Origin of the sequence: Streptomyces zagrosensis (genome assembly GCF_014203645.1) — a bacterium.
GTDB lineage: Bacteria > Actinomycetota > Actinomycetes > Streptomycetales > Streptomycetaceae > Streptomyces > Streptomyces zagrosensis.
On sequence record NZ_JACHJL010000004.1, the window covers coordinates 493398 to 508509 of the forward strand.

The 15112-nt window shown below is 71.4% G+C and carries 8 protein-coding genes; 6 read left to right on the forward strand and 2 right to left on the reverse strand.

The window, feature by feature from the left end; genetic code table 11:
* Nucleotides 1–177 precede the first annotated feature (177 nt).
* The gene (locus FHS42_RS11155) at nucleotides 178–1500 is read right to left on the reverse strand and encodes a serine/threonine-protein kinase (RefSeq protein ID WP_184571530.1); all 1323 of its coding nucleotides are present in this window, start codon (nucleotides 1498–1500) and stop codon (nucleotides 178–180) included.
* 288 nt (nucleotides 1501–1788) lie between these two features.
* Nucleotides 1789–3579, reverse strand: coding sequence for a serine/threonine-protein kinase (locus tag FHS42_RS11160; RefSeq protein WP_184571532.1), 1791 nt, complete (start codon nucleotides 3577–3579; stop codon nucleotides 1789–1791).
* 938 nt (nucleotides 3580–4517) lie between these two features.
* Between FHS42_RS11160 and FHS42_RS11165 the strand changes: the two genes are divergently transcribed.
* The 6 genes from FHS42_RS11165 to FHS42_RS11190 all read left to right on the forward strand — a co-directional run bounded on the left by FHS42_RS11165 (nucleotide 4518) and on the right by FHS42_RS11190 (nucleotide 15097).
* Entirely contained in the window at nucleotides 4518–8786 is a 4269-nt protein-coding gene (locus FHS42_RS11165; protein ID WP_184571534.1) for an FtsK/SpoIIIE domain-containing protein, read from the forward strand.
* 616 nt (nucleotides 8787–9402) lie between these two features.
* Nucleotides 9403–10758: an ABC transporter substrate-binding protein gene (locus tag FHS42_RS11170; RefSeq protein WP_184571536.1), complete on the forward strand. Its 1356-nt coding sequence runs from the start codon at nucleotides 9403–9405 to the stop codon at nucleotides 10756–10758.
* A gap of 327 nt (nucleotides 10759–11085) precedes the next feature.
* Nucleotides 11086–12366 (forward strand): carbohydrate ABC transporter permease, encoded by a 1281-nt coding sequence (locus FHS42_RS11175; RefSeq protein ID WP_376772568.1) that lies wholly within the window; start codon nucleotides 11086–11088, stop codon nucleotides 12364–12366.
* Nucleotides 12363–13244, forward strand: a complete 882-nt coding sequence (locus FHS42_RS11180; RefSeq protein WP_184571540.1) for a carbohydrate ABC transporter permease — start codon at nucleotides 12363–12365, stop codon at nucleotides 13242–13244. Before FHS42_RS11175 ends, FHS42_RS11180 begins: the two co-directional genes overlap by 4 nt.
* Before the next feature lie 255 nt (nucleotides 13245–13499).
* Nucleotides 13500–14003 (forward strand): FBP domain-containing protein, encoded by a 504-nt coding sequence (locus FHS42_RS11185; protein ID WP_184571542.1) that lies wholly within the window; start codon nucleotides 13500–13502, stop codon nucleotides 14001–14003.
* Between the two features lie 188 nt (nucleotides 14004–14191).
* On the forward strand, nucleotides 14192–15097 hold the full coding sequence (locus FHS42_RS11190; protein ID WP_184571544.1) for a sigma-70 family RNA polymerase sigma factor: 906 nt from the start codon (nucleotides 14192–14194) through the stop codon (nucleotides 15095–15097).
* Nucleotides 15098–15112 lie beyond the last annotated feature (15 nt).

Consider the following 15112-nt stretch of genomic DNA (forward strand, 5'->3'; position numbering starts at 1 on the left):
TATGCGGCCGACGCCCGCCCGGCTGCACCACGCTCGCTTAGCCTCCACCGGTCCGCAACCGCTCTGAGCTGGGATGCAGGCCCGCGGGGCAGCGACCGCGGGGCCGGGCGGCCCGGACCTCGACGCCGCGCCCCTCGTCGCAAGGGGTCGCGGCCTCGATCGGACGGCCCGACCCCGTCAGGGGCTGCGTTCGGGCTGGTGCACCCCGGGGGCCTCGGTATCCCCGCCGCCGTCGCCGCCGACCGCGAGGTAGCCGCCTACCCCCGCGGCGAGGAGCGCGGCGGCTGCGGCGGCGCCGAGCTTGACCCGGCGGCGGCGTACCGCCTCGGGCTCCGATCGGTGCCGGGCCGAGCCCGCACGGCGCTGGCCACTGGCGCGGGGGGCGCGAGCTGTGCCATGCGCGCCACCCGCCAGCTCGTCCGAGCTGGGGGCCCGCATGCTGGTGTGGGTGTCACGGCTGGAGTCGGCAACGGCACCGGGCACCAACGGCACCGCGCCGCGCCGCCGTGGCTCACCGGCGGCGCCCCGGCCGTCTGCCGCACCGGCCGGGGGCTGTGGGGCGCCGTTCTCGTAACCGCCGTACTCGTTCTCCGCCTCATCGCCCGGCTCGTCGATGTCGAGCGGGGGCATGCCAACGAGGCCGGGGAGTAGTTCACGCAGCCGGGCGGCCAGTTCTGCGGCGCGCAGCCGGGACGCCGGGGCCTTGGCCAGGCACTGCACTATGAGCTGCCACAGCTCGTCCGGGATGCCGGGCAGCGGGGCGACGGTCTCGGTCACGTGCCGTCTGAGCACCGCGCCCGGGTGCCCGCCACCGAACGGGGTGAAGCCCGCGAGCAGCTCGTACAACACGGTGGCCAGTGCGTACACATCGACGCTCGCCCGCGGCGGCAGGCCCTCGATGATCTCGGGGGCGAGGTAGTCGGGGGTGCCGATGACGCTGTGGCTGCTCGGGGTGCGGGCGCCGGTGCCCGAGCCGTCCTTGCCCTGGGCACGGGCCCGGCGAGGCGAGTCCACCAGGCGCGCGATACCGAAGTCGGTGAGCAGCGCGGGGTGCGAGCCGCCCGGGCCGAGCGGGCCTTGCATGTCGAGGAGGACGTTTTCGGGTTTGACGTCGCGGTGCACGATCTGCGCCGAGTGTGCGGCGGCGAGCCCATCGGCGACGTCGGCGACGATGGCGACAGCGGCCTCCGGGGCGAGGCGGCGCTCGTGGTCGAGTCGGGTGCGCAGGTCAGTGCCCCGGATCAGGTCCATGACCAGCGCGAGGTCATTGCCGTCCACGACGAGATCGCGCACGCCGACGACATGGGGGTGGTCCAGGCTCAGCAGCGCGGCCCGTTCCTGGACGAACCGGCCGACGAGTTCCTGGTCGGAGGCGAGTTCCTCGCGCAGCAGCTTGATGGCGACCGGCCCGTCCGGGCCCTCGCCCAGCCACACCGTGCCGACGCTGCCACGCCCTAGGACCTGGCCTGCGGTGTACCGGCTACCGATCTTCCGTGCCAAGGCTGCTCCGACTTGTCGTCTGACGGTGTTCAACGTCGTACGCGGTGTCACTCACGGCCCCGGCACCAGCGGGCCGGGGTCAGCGACAAAGTTACGCGGCTCTTGGCCGGTTGAGGGGCCTAGATCGGGCCTGTTGACCGTTACGAGGGGATTTGCCCTGTTGGAGTGTCGATAAATCGCCACGGTCGTGACCGGGTTTGATGTATCCGATCCCGCCCATGTGCCCTACTCCTGCGCCCTACCTCTACGCCCTACCCCCGGAGGTCATCTCCCGAGGCAGGGCGTCCGTCAGCTCGGGCCACCCACGTCGGAGATCCAGCCCTTCACGTCCGTGATCCAGTCCTTCGACGCCTCCCAGAAGCTCTTCCCGTCAGCGACCCAGTCCTGCAACGGCGTCAACTCCCAGACCAGCCAGGCACCGACGAACAGGATCAGGACCACGAACAGGCAGCCCTTGAGGCAGCCAAGTCCCGGAATCCGCGTCCGGTTCGGGCTGGGCGAGCGCGGCTCACGACGCGAAGGCGCAGGCTCGGGCGCGGGCGACGGGGGCGCATACCGCTGGGGCTGCGGCTCTTGCTGCCTGCGGCGCGACTGCCGCTGGGGCTGTTGCGGCTGCTGTTGTTGTTGCTGCTGTGCGTACGGGGCGGGGGCGGGTCCGCGCTGCTGTTGCGGCGGGTAGGGCTGCTGCCCGTACGGCTGTTGTTGCGGCTGACGTTGTTGTTGCTGTTGTTGAGGCTGATGCTGCGGCTGCTGTTGTGGCGGCTGGAGCCGCGGAGACTGTTGTGGCGCGGGGCGGCGTTGGGGGCGGCGGCGCAGCGGGTCCTGGCTCGGGTCGAGGTACTGGACCTGGGTTTGGTCGTTGCGGTCGCGGGCCGCGCGCATCTGGTTTTGCCAGGGGTGCTCCCCGTCAGGCTGCTGGCCCTGCTGCCCGCCGGGGCCCGGCGGAACCGGCGGCATGGCGCGGGTGGCACCGTCCGCGTTCGCCGGTCCGGAACCTGAAGGCAACACCTGAGTCGGGTCGGCGTGCGGACCGGCGTGCGGGCCGGGGGCACCCGTCGATGGCAGCACGCTGGTGGCGGCGCCCGGATCGTAGCCGCCCGCAGCCGAGGGAAGGACCTGCGTGGGGTCCGCGTCGCCGCCGCTGTTCGGGACCGGCGCGGGCTGCGGATCGGGGGCGAGCAGCGCGCCAACGCCGAGCGCGGCCTCGGCCTGCGCGGCCGATGCGTGTACCCCGATGCCGGCGGCGACGGTGCGCAGCGCATGGGCCAAGGTCTCGGCGCTCGGCCGCTCCTCGGGCCGCTTGCGCAGACAGCGCTCGATGCACGTCCACAGGGGCTCGGGCGCGGTCGTCGGGCGCCGCGGTTCCTCGCTGAGATGCCGGTGAAGCACCTCAAGCGCCGTGTTGCCCGCGAACGGGGGCCGCCCGGTGATCAGTTCGTACAGCAAGATGCCCGCGCCGTAGATGTCCACCGCTGAGGTCTGCGGGCGGCCCTCGGCGGACTCGGGCGCGATGTAGGCCGGGGTGCCGACGAACTCGTGGGTACGAGTCAGCCCCGGGGAGTCGGCGAGGCGGGCGATGCCGAAGTCGGTGAGCATCGGGTGCATCTGCTCGCCGTCCCGGCCGCCCGCGACGAGGACGTTGGCGGGCTTGAGGTCGCGATGTACGACGCCATCGGCGTGGCTCGCGGCGAGCGCGTCGGCGATCTGCGCGGTGAGCAGCGCGGCGGCCACCGGCGTGAACGGCCCGTTGGCCCGCAGATAACCGTGCAGGTCGGGCCCATCGACCAGGTCCATCACCAGGGCGAGCAAATCACCCTCGACGACCAGGTCACGGGTGCGGACAATGTTGGGGTGGGTGAGCCGCAGGAGGACGGAACGCTCGCGCAGGAAGCGCATCACGATCTCGGGATCGTGCGCCAACTCCTCCTTGAGGACCTTGATCGCTACGGTCTCACCGGGCTGCCCGGCCACAGCGGCCTCGGCGCCCGCTGCCTCCCGCTGGCGGGCCCGCCAAACGGTGCCAGTGGCTCCGCGTCCGAGCGGCTCCTCTAGCAGGTACTTGCTGCCTACCGGCCGCACGTCATGCGCTCCCTGATCGTGGACAAGCTGATCGTGGTCAGTTCCTCGCTGCTGGCCTGTGCTCGGCCGTTGGCCCACTCTAATGCCGCAGCACCGGCCGCACCGGAGCTGCTTGCCGCGCCATGCGACGCCGGGCCCCGGGGAAGACGCGCGAAGCGGCCGGATAGTTGCGATCCGGCCAGATGATTGCCTTGTCCCGCCCGACATCCGCCTGGTGCTACCAGCGCTTGGGCAGCGGCCGGCGCCCGCGCATGCGGGGGGCTTATCTCTATTGCCTGTCTCTGTGCCTGCGTCCGCTGTGCGATGCGTACGTTGCGTCTTGCGACGTTGCGCCTCGCGTACGTTGCGCCTCACGCCCGCGTTGAGCGCCCGACCTACCCGCCTGCTCCGCACGCCCTTGCCGCACACCCTTCCCGCCCTTTACGCCCCTTCCCCCCCTTGCACGCTCATTCGGCACGCCCGTGCGCCCACTGCTCTGCACGCCTGTGCGCCTGCACGCCTGTGCGCCCGCATCGAGCATCGGGGCCCTGGCTCGCCCGTATCGAAACCGGCTTCGGAACCGCCCGTCGAAGGCGTGAGCCGCGGGCCGCAATGATGTGATCCAGCCAGCTACTGTCACCGGCCGCGTGCCGCCACCGAGCGTGACCATCACCGAGCGCCCTGTGGTCAGGCGGTGGCGGGGCGGCGCGGAGAGCGGCTACCGCGTCAGCACCACCGGCTGCAAGCAGGCACTTTTGGCCAACTAGAGAGCCAATCAAGATCACGTAGCGGCACTCGCCAGGCGCGTTGTCAGTCCTGGATGCGAGGATGCACACAGCACATGGGGTGCGGGAGAGGGGGCCCGTGATGTGTGTCCTGTACGTGCCGACGCGCCTGGGGGCGGTGGGGGGAACAGCTTCCCTGCCGGGCATCCGGGGCAGAAGGGACCGCTGGCGGCAATGCAAATTCGGCTGACCGTCCTCGGGCCGCATAGCGGCCTTCCCGGGCATCAGGCGCCCGCCTGCGATGTCCTCGTGACGGCGCCCGTGGGCACGGCCCTGGCCTCGGTGACGAGCGGCCTCGCGGCGGCCGTCGCAGCGGCAGGCGCCGACATGGGCAGTGGTGCCGTCGTGGTGTACGCAGGTGCGGAACGGCTGGACGCGCGGCGCCGCGCGTTGGGCGAGCCGCCGCTCGTGGACGGCGCGGTGCTCTCGCTCCAGGCGCCGGCCGCCGCCGATGAACAACCCCACCCCTACCCCACTCTGTGTTCCGACGCCCCAGCGCGGCTACATGTGGTCGCTGGCCCCGACGCGGGCGGTGTCCATCTGCTGCACGGCGGGCAGGCGCGAATCGGCCGCTCCGCCAACGCCGATGTGCCGCTGGACGACCCGGACGTCTCCCGCGCGCATTGTGCGGTCACCGTCTCCGACGACGGCCAGGTCACCGTGGCCGATCTCGGCTCCACCAACGGCACGGAGCTCGATGGCATCCCCATCGGCAGCCAGCCAGTCCCCCTGCCGCCGGGCGCACTGCTGCGCATCGGTGAATCGACGCTGCGCCTGCACGCCCCGCCGCGCGGTGGCACGCCGGACGCGCAGCCGCAGGCGTACGCGGGGCGTGGCGGGCACACCGTGCCCACCGGACCCGCGGGCCCCGGTGGGTACGCGGCCACCGGCGGTCACGGCAGCCACGCCGGTCACGGCAGCCAAGGTGGCGCGCCCGGCCCCGCGGCGCTCGCCACGCATCCGGATGGCGAGGGCCATGTCCGCGTCGCACCTGGCGGCCGGGCACTCGACGCAGCAGACGGCGCCGGCGGACACCGCGCGGACGGGCCGTCCACCGGGTACGGGGCGAGCGGCGGGTACGGCCCCGGCCAGCACGCAGACGTCGGCCACGGCACGGAACGGCATCATGCGACGGGCGGCGCGGGGTACACCGCGGGTCAAGGAGTGGGCGCGGGGTACGGCGCGCATCCAGACCAGGGAGCGGGGCCGGCCCACGGCTCCGGGCCGGGCATAGCCCCACGGCACGGCGCGGGCCGGGGCGGAGCCGGGCCCCGGGATGCGGGCCCCGTGGTGGGCGGCATGCCCGACGGCACAGACGCAGTCGGGCACGAGCCGGGGGCCGGCGGCTATGCCCGATCCATTCCCCCCGGCTACGGCGACCAGAGCGGCGGTCGGCCCGGGGCTCGCCCCACCGATGGCGCCGGGGCTCACGGACGGTATGACAACGGTGGCAGCGGCGCAGATATCGGTACGGGCAGCGACTCCGACGCCCCGACGCACGCCGGTGATGTGCACGCGCCGCGTGTCGAGCGCCGGCGCAACAGCCTGGGCGCCTGGGCGCGGCGGCTCGCCGGTGGTGGCCGTACCGCCGAGCGCACGGCGCCGGACGGCGACTGGGCCGCGGACCCGGCGGAGATCGCGCGGGCGGCGATCGAGGCGGCCAGCGAGCTCGACCAGCGCTGGCCCGACCCAGCCGCCGTACTCCTGACCGCGCTCGGCCCCGACCTGCGGCTCTGGGAGCGCACCCCTGATCATCCGGACGCCCTCGTGGTCCGGCTCGGCACGGCCAATCAGCCGTTGGCCGCCCTCGCGACGACGGCCGCGCCTGGTTCGCCGGCGCCCCAGGTTCGCCCGTCCGCGGCGCGCAGCAATGCGCCGGGTGCGTCCGGCGGGGCCGGCACGCCCGGTGGGCCGGTCGCCGTGCCATCCGTTTTCGCGCCGGTCGCCATCAGCCTGCGGGAGGCGGGAGCGCTGGGCCTGGCCGGGCCGCGCGCGCGGCTTTCCGGGCTCGCGCGGTCGGTGATTGCCCAGTTGGCCGCCGCGCATCCGCCCACGGCTTTGGAGATCGTCCTCATCAGTGCCGATCGGCACCGGCCCATCGAGGACCGACTCGCCGACTGGTCATGGCTCGGCTGGCTACCGCAGGTGCGTCCGGCGCACGGCCAGGACTGCCGGTTGCTGCTCGCGTACGACCGGGACCAGGCCACCGCCCGCGTCAGCGAGTTGGTCCGGCGCCTTGACGACGGCCCGCTTGGCCCCGGCTGGATCACCGCGCCGCCATCGGCCGTGGCCGCCGCGGCCAAGCAGCACACCGGGCCGCACACGGTGGTGATCGTGGACGGTGAGCCCGGGCAGCGCTCGGTGCGGGAGCGGGTTGCCCGGCTCGCCGCGGGCGGGCCAGCAGCCGGCATCCACCTGCTGTGCTTGGCCGACGCACCACCCGCCGCCTCCGCCGCTCCGCTGTCGGCCAGTTACGAGGCGGCCCGCTCGGCGTCCTCACTGATCGCGGAGTGTGGCGTTGTCGCGCTGCTCAGCGGTGACGTTGCGACTGAGGTGAAGGTGCTGCATCGGGGTTGGGATGGCGACCCCGGGCGCGCTCACGTACCAACAACCCAGCCACTCGCACCGCAGCCCGGGGCTCCCAGCAGCGACTGGTTCGAGGCGCACGGCCTGCCTGTGCAGCGCGGCTCGGGCCTCGGTGGCCAAGGCGGCGGTGCGGCGACCGGCGGAGCGCGTGGCTCGGACTCGGGGGGCAGCTCCGCGCATGGACCGCATGAATCGCACCAGTCCACCGGGTACGGGACGACGGCTGCTGCCTCGGCCCACGCAGCGACCGGCAGCACTTCGTACGGGACCGGTGTCGGCCCCGCCGCAGCGGCCGGGTCCGGCTCGGGCGGCTCCACTCCGACCGACCACGCCCCTACCAACGTGACGACGACCAGTTCCACAACGACCGGCTCCAGTACGGCCGGCACGGGCAGCGCCGGCAGCGTGGTGAGCACCGCGACCGTGGACGCGGTATCGGTGGCGTGGGCGGAGCGGTTCGCGCGTGCGCTCGCGCCACTGCGACCCATCGATACGGACGGTGCCGGCCCCACCCGGGTCGCAACGCCACTCCCTGACAGCGCGCGCCTGCTGGATGAGCTCGGCCTGGCGCGGGCCACGCCCGCGTCCCTCATGGCCCGTTGGGCTGCCGCGGCGGACGAGGGAACGCACGGCGGACGGGCGCTGGCCGTGCTCGGTGCGAGCCTGCGCGGCCCGCTGGCCATCGACCTCGCGGCAGACGGCCCGCACCTGCTCATCGACGGCGCGCCGAGCACCGGAAAGACCGAGTTGCTGCGCTCGATCGCCGCCTCGCTCGCCGCCGCCGAGCGCCCCGACCGGATGTCGTTGGTGCTGATCGACGGCAGCGGCGCGGAGCGCGGCGAGGGGCTGCGCCCCTGTACGGAGTTGCCGCACGTCTCGACGTACCTGGCCGCATCCGACCCGGTCCGGATGCGGGAGTTCGCACAGGCGCTCAGTTCCGAGCTCAAACGCCGGGCCGAAATCTTGGGGCGCGACGACTTCCTCGCCTGGCATGCGGGACACAGCAGCTCGGCGCAGGTCAGCACGCCACGACGGCCATCGGACGCCACCGCGGGCGACCCGGCCGCGCTGGCCCCCGGCGCGTGGGGCGGGCCGGGCCTCCCCCAGGGCGCCGGCGGTCGGCCCAGCGGGGGATACCCGGCGGACGGGTATCTGGAGAGTGCCGCCAGTGGCACCCTCAAGCTCCGCGCGCACGGCGGCGGGAGCCGAGGCGGCGCCGGGGCACCTGCGGGCGGCGAGGCCGGGGGCGCCGCTGCGGCGCGCTTGGCGCCGGGCGCGGGGCAACAGCCTTCCGGCGCGGGACAGCAGGACCCGTATGGATCGACCGAGATGCCCCGCCTCGTGGTCCTCGTTGATGACTTCGACGCCCTGGTGGCCCCGGCACTCGGTAGTACGGGACGGCCATCGGCCGGGTCGGTGGTGCGCGCACTGGAGGCGGTGGCCCGAGACGGCGCACGGCTGGGTGTGCACCTGATCGCGGCCTCCGGCCGGCCAGATCGCACCGCGGACACCGTCGCGGTCGAACGCGCCGGACTACGGGTCATCCTGGAGCAGCCATCGGGCAGCGCCCACCGGGCGATAGAGGGCCCGCTCACCCCTGGCCGGGGGCTGCTGAAGCGACCCGACGACGGCGGGGCAACACCGTTCCAGGCGGGTCGGGTCACCGGCCGCATCCCCCGCACAGCGACGGCCCGGCCTACCGTGGTCCCGCTGGACTGGGAGCGCATGGGCGACCCGCCGACCCGCCGACCCGTCCGCGAACTGGGCAACGGCCCAACAGACTTGGCCCTCTTGGCCAGTGCCCTCCAGCGCGCGGCCCAGTCCACCGGAGCCATACCGAACCCGCCCCTGATCTGAGCCGTACTGCCGACCTGAGCCTCGCCGCTGATGAGCCTCGCCGCTGGGCTCAGCTCTGCTGCCAGCCTGCCCCCGCCGCTCGGCACCGCCTCCGTTGCGGTTCACAACCAGGACCAGAACCCAGACGGGCCCAGAACCAGAACCAGAACCAAGACCAGGCCCGCCACCGCAAGCCCCGCCGAGGGAGGCATCGCCATGTCAACCACCGCGCGCCAGTAGGCAACTGCACGCACCCCCGCATCTGTCGTTTCCCAGAGCCTCACCAGCGGCAGAGGGCATACCAAGCCCCCTGGTCAGCAGGAGAGCTGGGCGTATGGGGCACGGCGGACATAGAAGATCACGGCACTATCACGATCAGTCACCTGGCGTTGCTGCATGTATTGCGGCCCACGGTGACCGGGCGTAGGACTGTCCGCACGGGGCACGGCCGTACGACCGGAGTGTGATGACGTACGGCGCGGCCGTCCGCGGGGGCCGGGCACACCGGGCATACACCGGGCACGGGAGGGACGGCGAGATGCGATCACCACGTTACGCACCACGGCGCCGACAACGCACGGCAGTTGGTGACGAATGCGCCGCGCACAGGGCGGCGCGCACCACGAACACTGCGCCCATGGGACGTATCCAAGGGGCACGGCGGGTGACGCGCCGCGCGCTGGTGCTGGCGACCACGCTGGTCGTCGCGGTCGCCGCGGCCGGCTGCAACAACGACGACAGGGACGGCGAGAACGCCGCACCGATTCCGCAGACGGTAGACCTCCCCCGCCTTTCTGGCCAGGAGCTCCAGGTCACCGCCGTATGGACGGGTACGGAGCAGGACAACTTCGTCAAGGTGCTGAAGGAGTTCGAGAAGCGCACCGGAGCCAAGGTCTCCTTCGTGCCCAGCGGCGATGACATGTCTACCTTCGTGGGGTCGAAGGTCGCGGGCGGGCAGCCACCGGACATCGCGATGCTTCAACAGGTGGGCGTACTGCGGGAGTTCGCGGATAAAAAGTGGATCAAGCCGATGAGCGAGGCCGGACAGGCCGAGCTGAGGAAGAACTTCTCGCGCGGTTGGCAGGACCTCGGCTCGTACGAGGGGACGCCGTACGGGGTCTACTTCAAGGCCAGCAACAAGTCCCTCATCTGGTACAACACCCGCGCCTTCGACTACGCCGGGGCCAAGGAGCCAACCACCTGGAAGGGCCTGATCGAGCAGGCGCGGCTGGTGTCGGACTCGGGTGTGGAGCCCGTATCGGTCGGCGGCGCGGACGGTTGGACGCTGACGGACTGGTTCGAGAACATCTACCTCTCACAAGCCGGGCCCAAGATGTACGACAAGCTGTCCGAGCACCAGATCAAGTGGACCGATCCCTCGGTGACCCAGGCGCTCACGACGCTGGCCGAGTTGTTCGGCGACCAGGACCTACTGACGGGCGGCAACGAGGGCGCGCTGCGTACGGAGTTCCCGCAGTCGGTCACCAAGACCTTCGCGGGTGGTGAGCCGAGCGCGGCGATGGTCTTCGAGGCCGACTTCGTGGCCGCCAACGTCGCCGACGCGGGCGCCGAGTTGGGCAAGGACGCGAAGGTGTTCCCGTTCCCGGCCGTGGGGGCCAAGCCGCCGGTGGTGACCGGGGGCGACGTCGCCGTTGCGCTCAAGAACAGCAAGGCGGCCCAGGCGCTCCTGACGTTCCTGGCCTCGCCTGACGCCGCGGCCATCTGGGCCCGCGAGGGCGGGCTGATCTCCGCGAACACCAAGCTCGATCTGGGCACCTACCCCAACGCCGAGCTGCGGGACATCGCCAAGGCGCTGGTGGACGCGGGGGACGACTTCCGCTTCGACATGTCCGACCAGGCCCCCGCGTCGTTCGGCGGCAAGCCCGCACAGGGCGAGTGGAAGGCGCTCCAGGACTTCCTGAAGAACCCGAAGGACATCTCGGGCATTCAACGCCAGTTGGAGAAGGACGCCGCCAAGGCGTTCACGGACTGATCCGGCCAAGGGACTCACACCATGCCGACCCCGCCAGCGGGTGGCGCTGCCCAGCCGGGCCCGCGCCGCTCGCCACACGAGAAAACCCCCGCGGACGCCGACGAAGCGACGACGGGCAGCCCTGCCGACAGCACAGGCGCCGAGGACACCTCGGACGCCACACCCACGCCTAACGACGAGGGCGAAACGACCAGCACCGAGCGTACGAACGGCGAACGCACCGGCAACGGACGTACCGACAATGGACGCACCAACGGCGGGCGCGCCGGCAACCGACGCACCCACAGCGGCCGTACCAGCGGCCGGCGGATAGCCGTGCGGCGCCGGGTGACGGGCAGCAACCCCTGGCTGGCGGCGCTGTTCTTGCTGCCGGCGCTGGTGCTGCTCGGTGCGCTCGTCGTGTATCCGATCGTCTACTCGCTGCGGCGTAGCTTCTACAACGCGGCGGACAAGAAGTTCGTCGGCCTGGACAACTTCCAGGAGATGTTCACGGACGACGCGATCCAACAAGCCGTCACCAACAACGTCATCTGGATCGTGGTCGCGCCGCTGTTGGCCACCGCGCTCGGGTTGATCTTCGCCGTGTTGACCGAACGCATCCGCTGGGGCACCGCGTTCAAGTTGGTGATCTTCATGCCGATGGCGATCTCCATGCTCGCCGCGGGGATCATCTTCCGGCTGGTGTACGAGCAGGACCCGGACCGGGGTGTGGCCAACGCGATGTGGGTGAGCGTGCACGACACGTTCGTCGAGCCCGCGCCGTTCGAGCGGGCCAATCCCGGGCGGCAGTCGCCGCTGACGGAGTCCGGGGATGGCACCATCAGCGACCCGAGGACGCTGCGCGCCGGCAGCCCGGTGCGCATCCCGCTGGTCGGCATACCGCGCGACCAGATCGGCGGGGCCCAGCACGCGGCAGCCGCGGACCCGCAGGACGGCAAGGTCACCGGCACCGTGTGGCGCGACTTCACCCGGGGCGGCAAGGGCACCCCGAACCAGATCGACGCGGGCGAAGAGGGGCTCGCCGACATCGAGGTGAGGGCGGTCAAGGGCAACAAGGTGGTGGCGAGCGCGAAGACCCGCGGCGACGGCACCTTCACGCTGTCCGGCGCGGCTGACGGCGCCACGCTACGACTGCCGGGCTCCAACTTCGACGCTCCGTACAACGGTGCGGACTGGCTCGGTCCCACGCTGGTCACCCCGGCCATCATCGGCTCGTACATCTGGATGTGGGCAGGCTTTGCGATGGTGCTCATCGCGGCCGGTCTGGCCGGACTGCCGCGCGAACTCCTGGAGGCCGCACGGGTGGACGGCGCGAACGAGTGGCAGGTCTTCCGGCGGGTGACGGTGCCGCTGCTGGGCCCGGTGCTCGGGGTCGTCCTGGTCACTCTGATGATCAATGTGTTGAAGATCTTCGACCTCGTGTACATCATCGCGCCGGGCGCCAGCCAGGACGAGGCCAACGTGTTGGCCCTCCAGCTCTACAAGTCGTCCTTCGGCACCGATGTCAACCAGGGCGTCGGCAGCGCCATCGCCGTCTTCCTGCTGCTCCTGGTGCTGCCGTTGATGTACGTCAATATCCGCCGCATTCGAAGGGAGCGCCGTCGATGACCAGTACGGAAACCGTCGTACGGGCCAAACAGTCGCTCGCCACCCGGATCGCGGCCCGGGCGGGGGGCGTGGGGATGCGGATCTTCCTCGTCGTCATCGCGCTGTTCTGGCTCACGCCCACCGCAGGGTTGCTGCTGTCCTCGCTACGTGACCCCGCCGAGGCAGATCTGTCCGGGTGGTGGCAGGTCTTCTCGCATCCGTCGCAGCTCACCGTGGACGGCTATGACCAGCTCTTGAACAACGAGGTGGTCACCGACTCGCTGTTCACCACCGTCCTGATCACCGTTCCGGCCACGGCTCTGGTCGTCCTCATCGGCGCGCTGGCCGGCTATGCCTTCGCCTGTATGGACTTCCCCGGCCGTGACTGGTGGTTCCTGCTGGTGGTGGGGCTGCTCGTGGTGCCGGTGCAGGTGGCGCTGATTCCGGTCTCCAAGCTGTTCGGCGAGATCGGCATCTTCCAGACCACCACGGGCGTGATCCTCTTCCACACCGCTTTCGGGCTGCCGTTCGCCGTGTTCTTGCTGCACAACTTCTTCTCGGAGATCCCCCGCGAGCTCTTGGAGGCGGCCCGTCTCGACGGTGCGGGCGAGCTGCGGCTGTTCTTTCGCGTCGTGCTGCCGCTGGCGGGCCCGGCCATCGCTTCCCTGGCGATCTTCCAGTTCCTGTGGGTGTGGAACGACATGCTGGTGGCTCTGATCTTCGCCGACAGCGGCGACCCGCCCATCACGGTCGCCCTCCAGCAGCAGGCACGCCAGTTCAGCAACAACATCGACGTGCTGGGCCCGGGCGCCTTCGTCTCGATGATCATTCCGTTGGCCGTCTTCTTCGCCTTCCAGAAACAGTTCGTCTCCGGCGTCATGGCGGGGGCGGTGAAGTAGCGGCCGGCACCATGGCGGGGCGGTGAGGCAGTTCGCAGCGGTGGACGGGTTCGCTCGGCCGACCGGGCCCGTTGCCCCGCCGCTCCCTGACTGCGCCACGTCCCGCGGGCCGGCGGGGCACGGCATGCGACCGCGCCGCAAGCGGCGCGACCGCGCGGCGCGAAGGGCGTCGTCGCAGCTCAGCGCGGTTCGACCACACCATATTCGGCGTAAATTATGCGACAACGCGCCCGGAACGCTGTTAGCTTCGCGCTCATGTTTGCGGTCGGTGAGAAAGAGATTCGGGCGTCCTTCGTCAACTGTTCCAAGGGGGAGGCCAGCAGGATCAACCTGCCCCGGAACCTGGCCGAGCAGCCCTGGTCGGACCTGGACTTCCTGGGGTGGCGCGATCCGGGAGCGCCGGATCGGAGCTATCTCGTCATGCCGTACGAGGACAAGCTCACCGGCATCACCTTGCGGGTCCCCCAGGGCCCTCGCAAGAGCCTGACCAAGACGAACATCTGCACCATGTGCCTGACATCTCACCCGGGTTCCGGGGTCGCGTTGCTGGCCGCGCGCAAGGCGGGTGCGGCCGGGCGGCAGGGCAATACGGTGGGTGCGTACATATGTGCTGACCTGGCCTGTTCGCTGTACGTCCGGGGGAAGAAGAAGCTGGAGATGGCACAGCGCTTCGAGGAGTCGCTGACGCTTGAGGAGCAGATCGCCCGTACGATCCGCAACCTTGAGACGTTCTTGCAGCAGGTGTTTCGGCAGTCCTAGCGGGCGGTCCCAGCCGGTGCGCGGCCCCGGTCGGCCGGGCTGCCTTGGCCATGCAGCGAAAACCCCGGCCGCGCCGCCCAAGGGCCCCGCTACCAGGTCGCTCCTCCCAGCTCATCGCGACCCCGTGTCACACATGGCATGCGCGTTCCGTCATGGTGATGACGGAACGCGACAGGAGAATGTGACCGATGGACGAACGTGAATGGCTGGCCCAACGATTCGAGGCCGATCGGCCCCGGTTGCGGGCAGTGGCCTACCGCATGCTCGGCTCGCTCAACGAGTCGGAGGACGCCGTACAAGAGGCCTGGCTACGGCTCCAGCGCTCCGACGCAGGCGAGGTCGAGAATCTGAGCGGATGGCTGACGACGGTCGTCGCTCGGGTCTGCCTCGACATGCTGCGTACGCGTACGTCGCGGCGCGAACAGCCGTTGGACGGGCGGATTCCCGACCCGGTGGTGGACGCCACGGACGGCATCGACCCCGAGCACGAGGCGCTGCTGGCCGACGCGGTAGGGCTCGCTCTCCTCGTCGTACTCGACACGCTGGCCCCGGTCGAGCGGCTCGCGTTCGTCCTGCACGACATGTTCGCGGTGCCGTTCGACGAGATCGCGCCCCTCGTGGATCGTACGCCCGCCGCCGCACGGCAGCTCGCGAGCCGGGCGCGCCGCCGGGTGCGCGGCACGGAACCGCTGCCCGAAACGGACCTCCCGCGTCAGCGTGCGGTGGTGGATGCGTTCCTCGCCGCCGCACGCGGCGGCGACTTCGATGCCCTGATCTCGCTGCTCGCCCCGGACATCGTGCTCCGGGTGGACTCCGGCGCCGTGCCCGTGGGCACCTCGCGCGAGATCCATGGTTCGGCGGCGGTCGCCGGGCAGGCGCTCACCTTCGCGCGGCACGCGTCGGCATCGGCATCGGTGCCGGTCCTGGTCAACGGGGCGGCGGGCGTGCTCTCGCTGGTGGACGGTAAGCCGCGTTCGCTGCTGAGCTTCACCGTCAGGGACGGCCAGGTGACCCGCATCGACATCCTGGCCGACCAGGCTCGGATCGCGCGGCTCGACCTGGCCTCGTTCATCGCCGACCGGCCCGAATCCTGAGCGCCTCGTGCTCGG

What these genes read in the sequence shown, in the direction of transcription:
- FHS42_RS11170 (WP_184571536.1), top strand. Translation starts at nt 9,403, where the DNA reads ATGGGACGTATCCAAGGGGCACGGCGGGTGACGCGCCGCGCGCTGGTG.
- FHS42_RS11180 (WP_184571540.1), top strand. Translation starts at nt 12,363, where the DNA reads ATGACCAGTACGGAAACCGTCGTACGGGCCAAACAGTCGCTCGCCACC.
- FHS42_RS11190 (WP_184571544.1), top strand. Translation starts at nt 14,192, where the DNA reads ATGGACGAACGTGAATGGCTGGCCCAACGATTCGAGGCCGATCGGCCC.
- FHS42_RS11185 (WP_184571542.1), top strand. Translation starts at nt 13,500, where the DNA reads ATGTTTGCGGTCGGTGAGAAAGAGATTCGGGCGTCCTTCGTCAACTGT.
- FHS42_RS11165 (WP_184571534.1), top strand. Translation starts at nt 4,518, where the DNA reads ATGCAAATTCGGCTGACCGTCCTCGGGCCGCATAGCGGCCTTCCCGGG.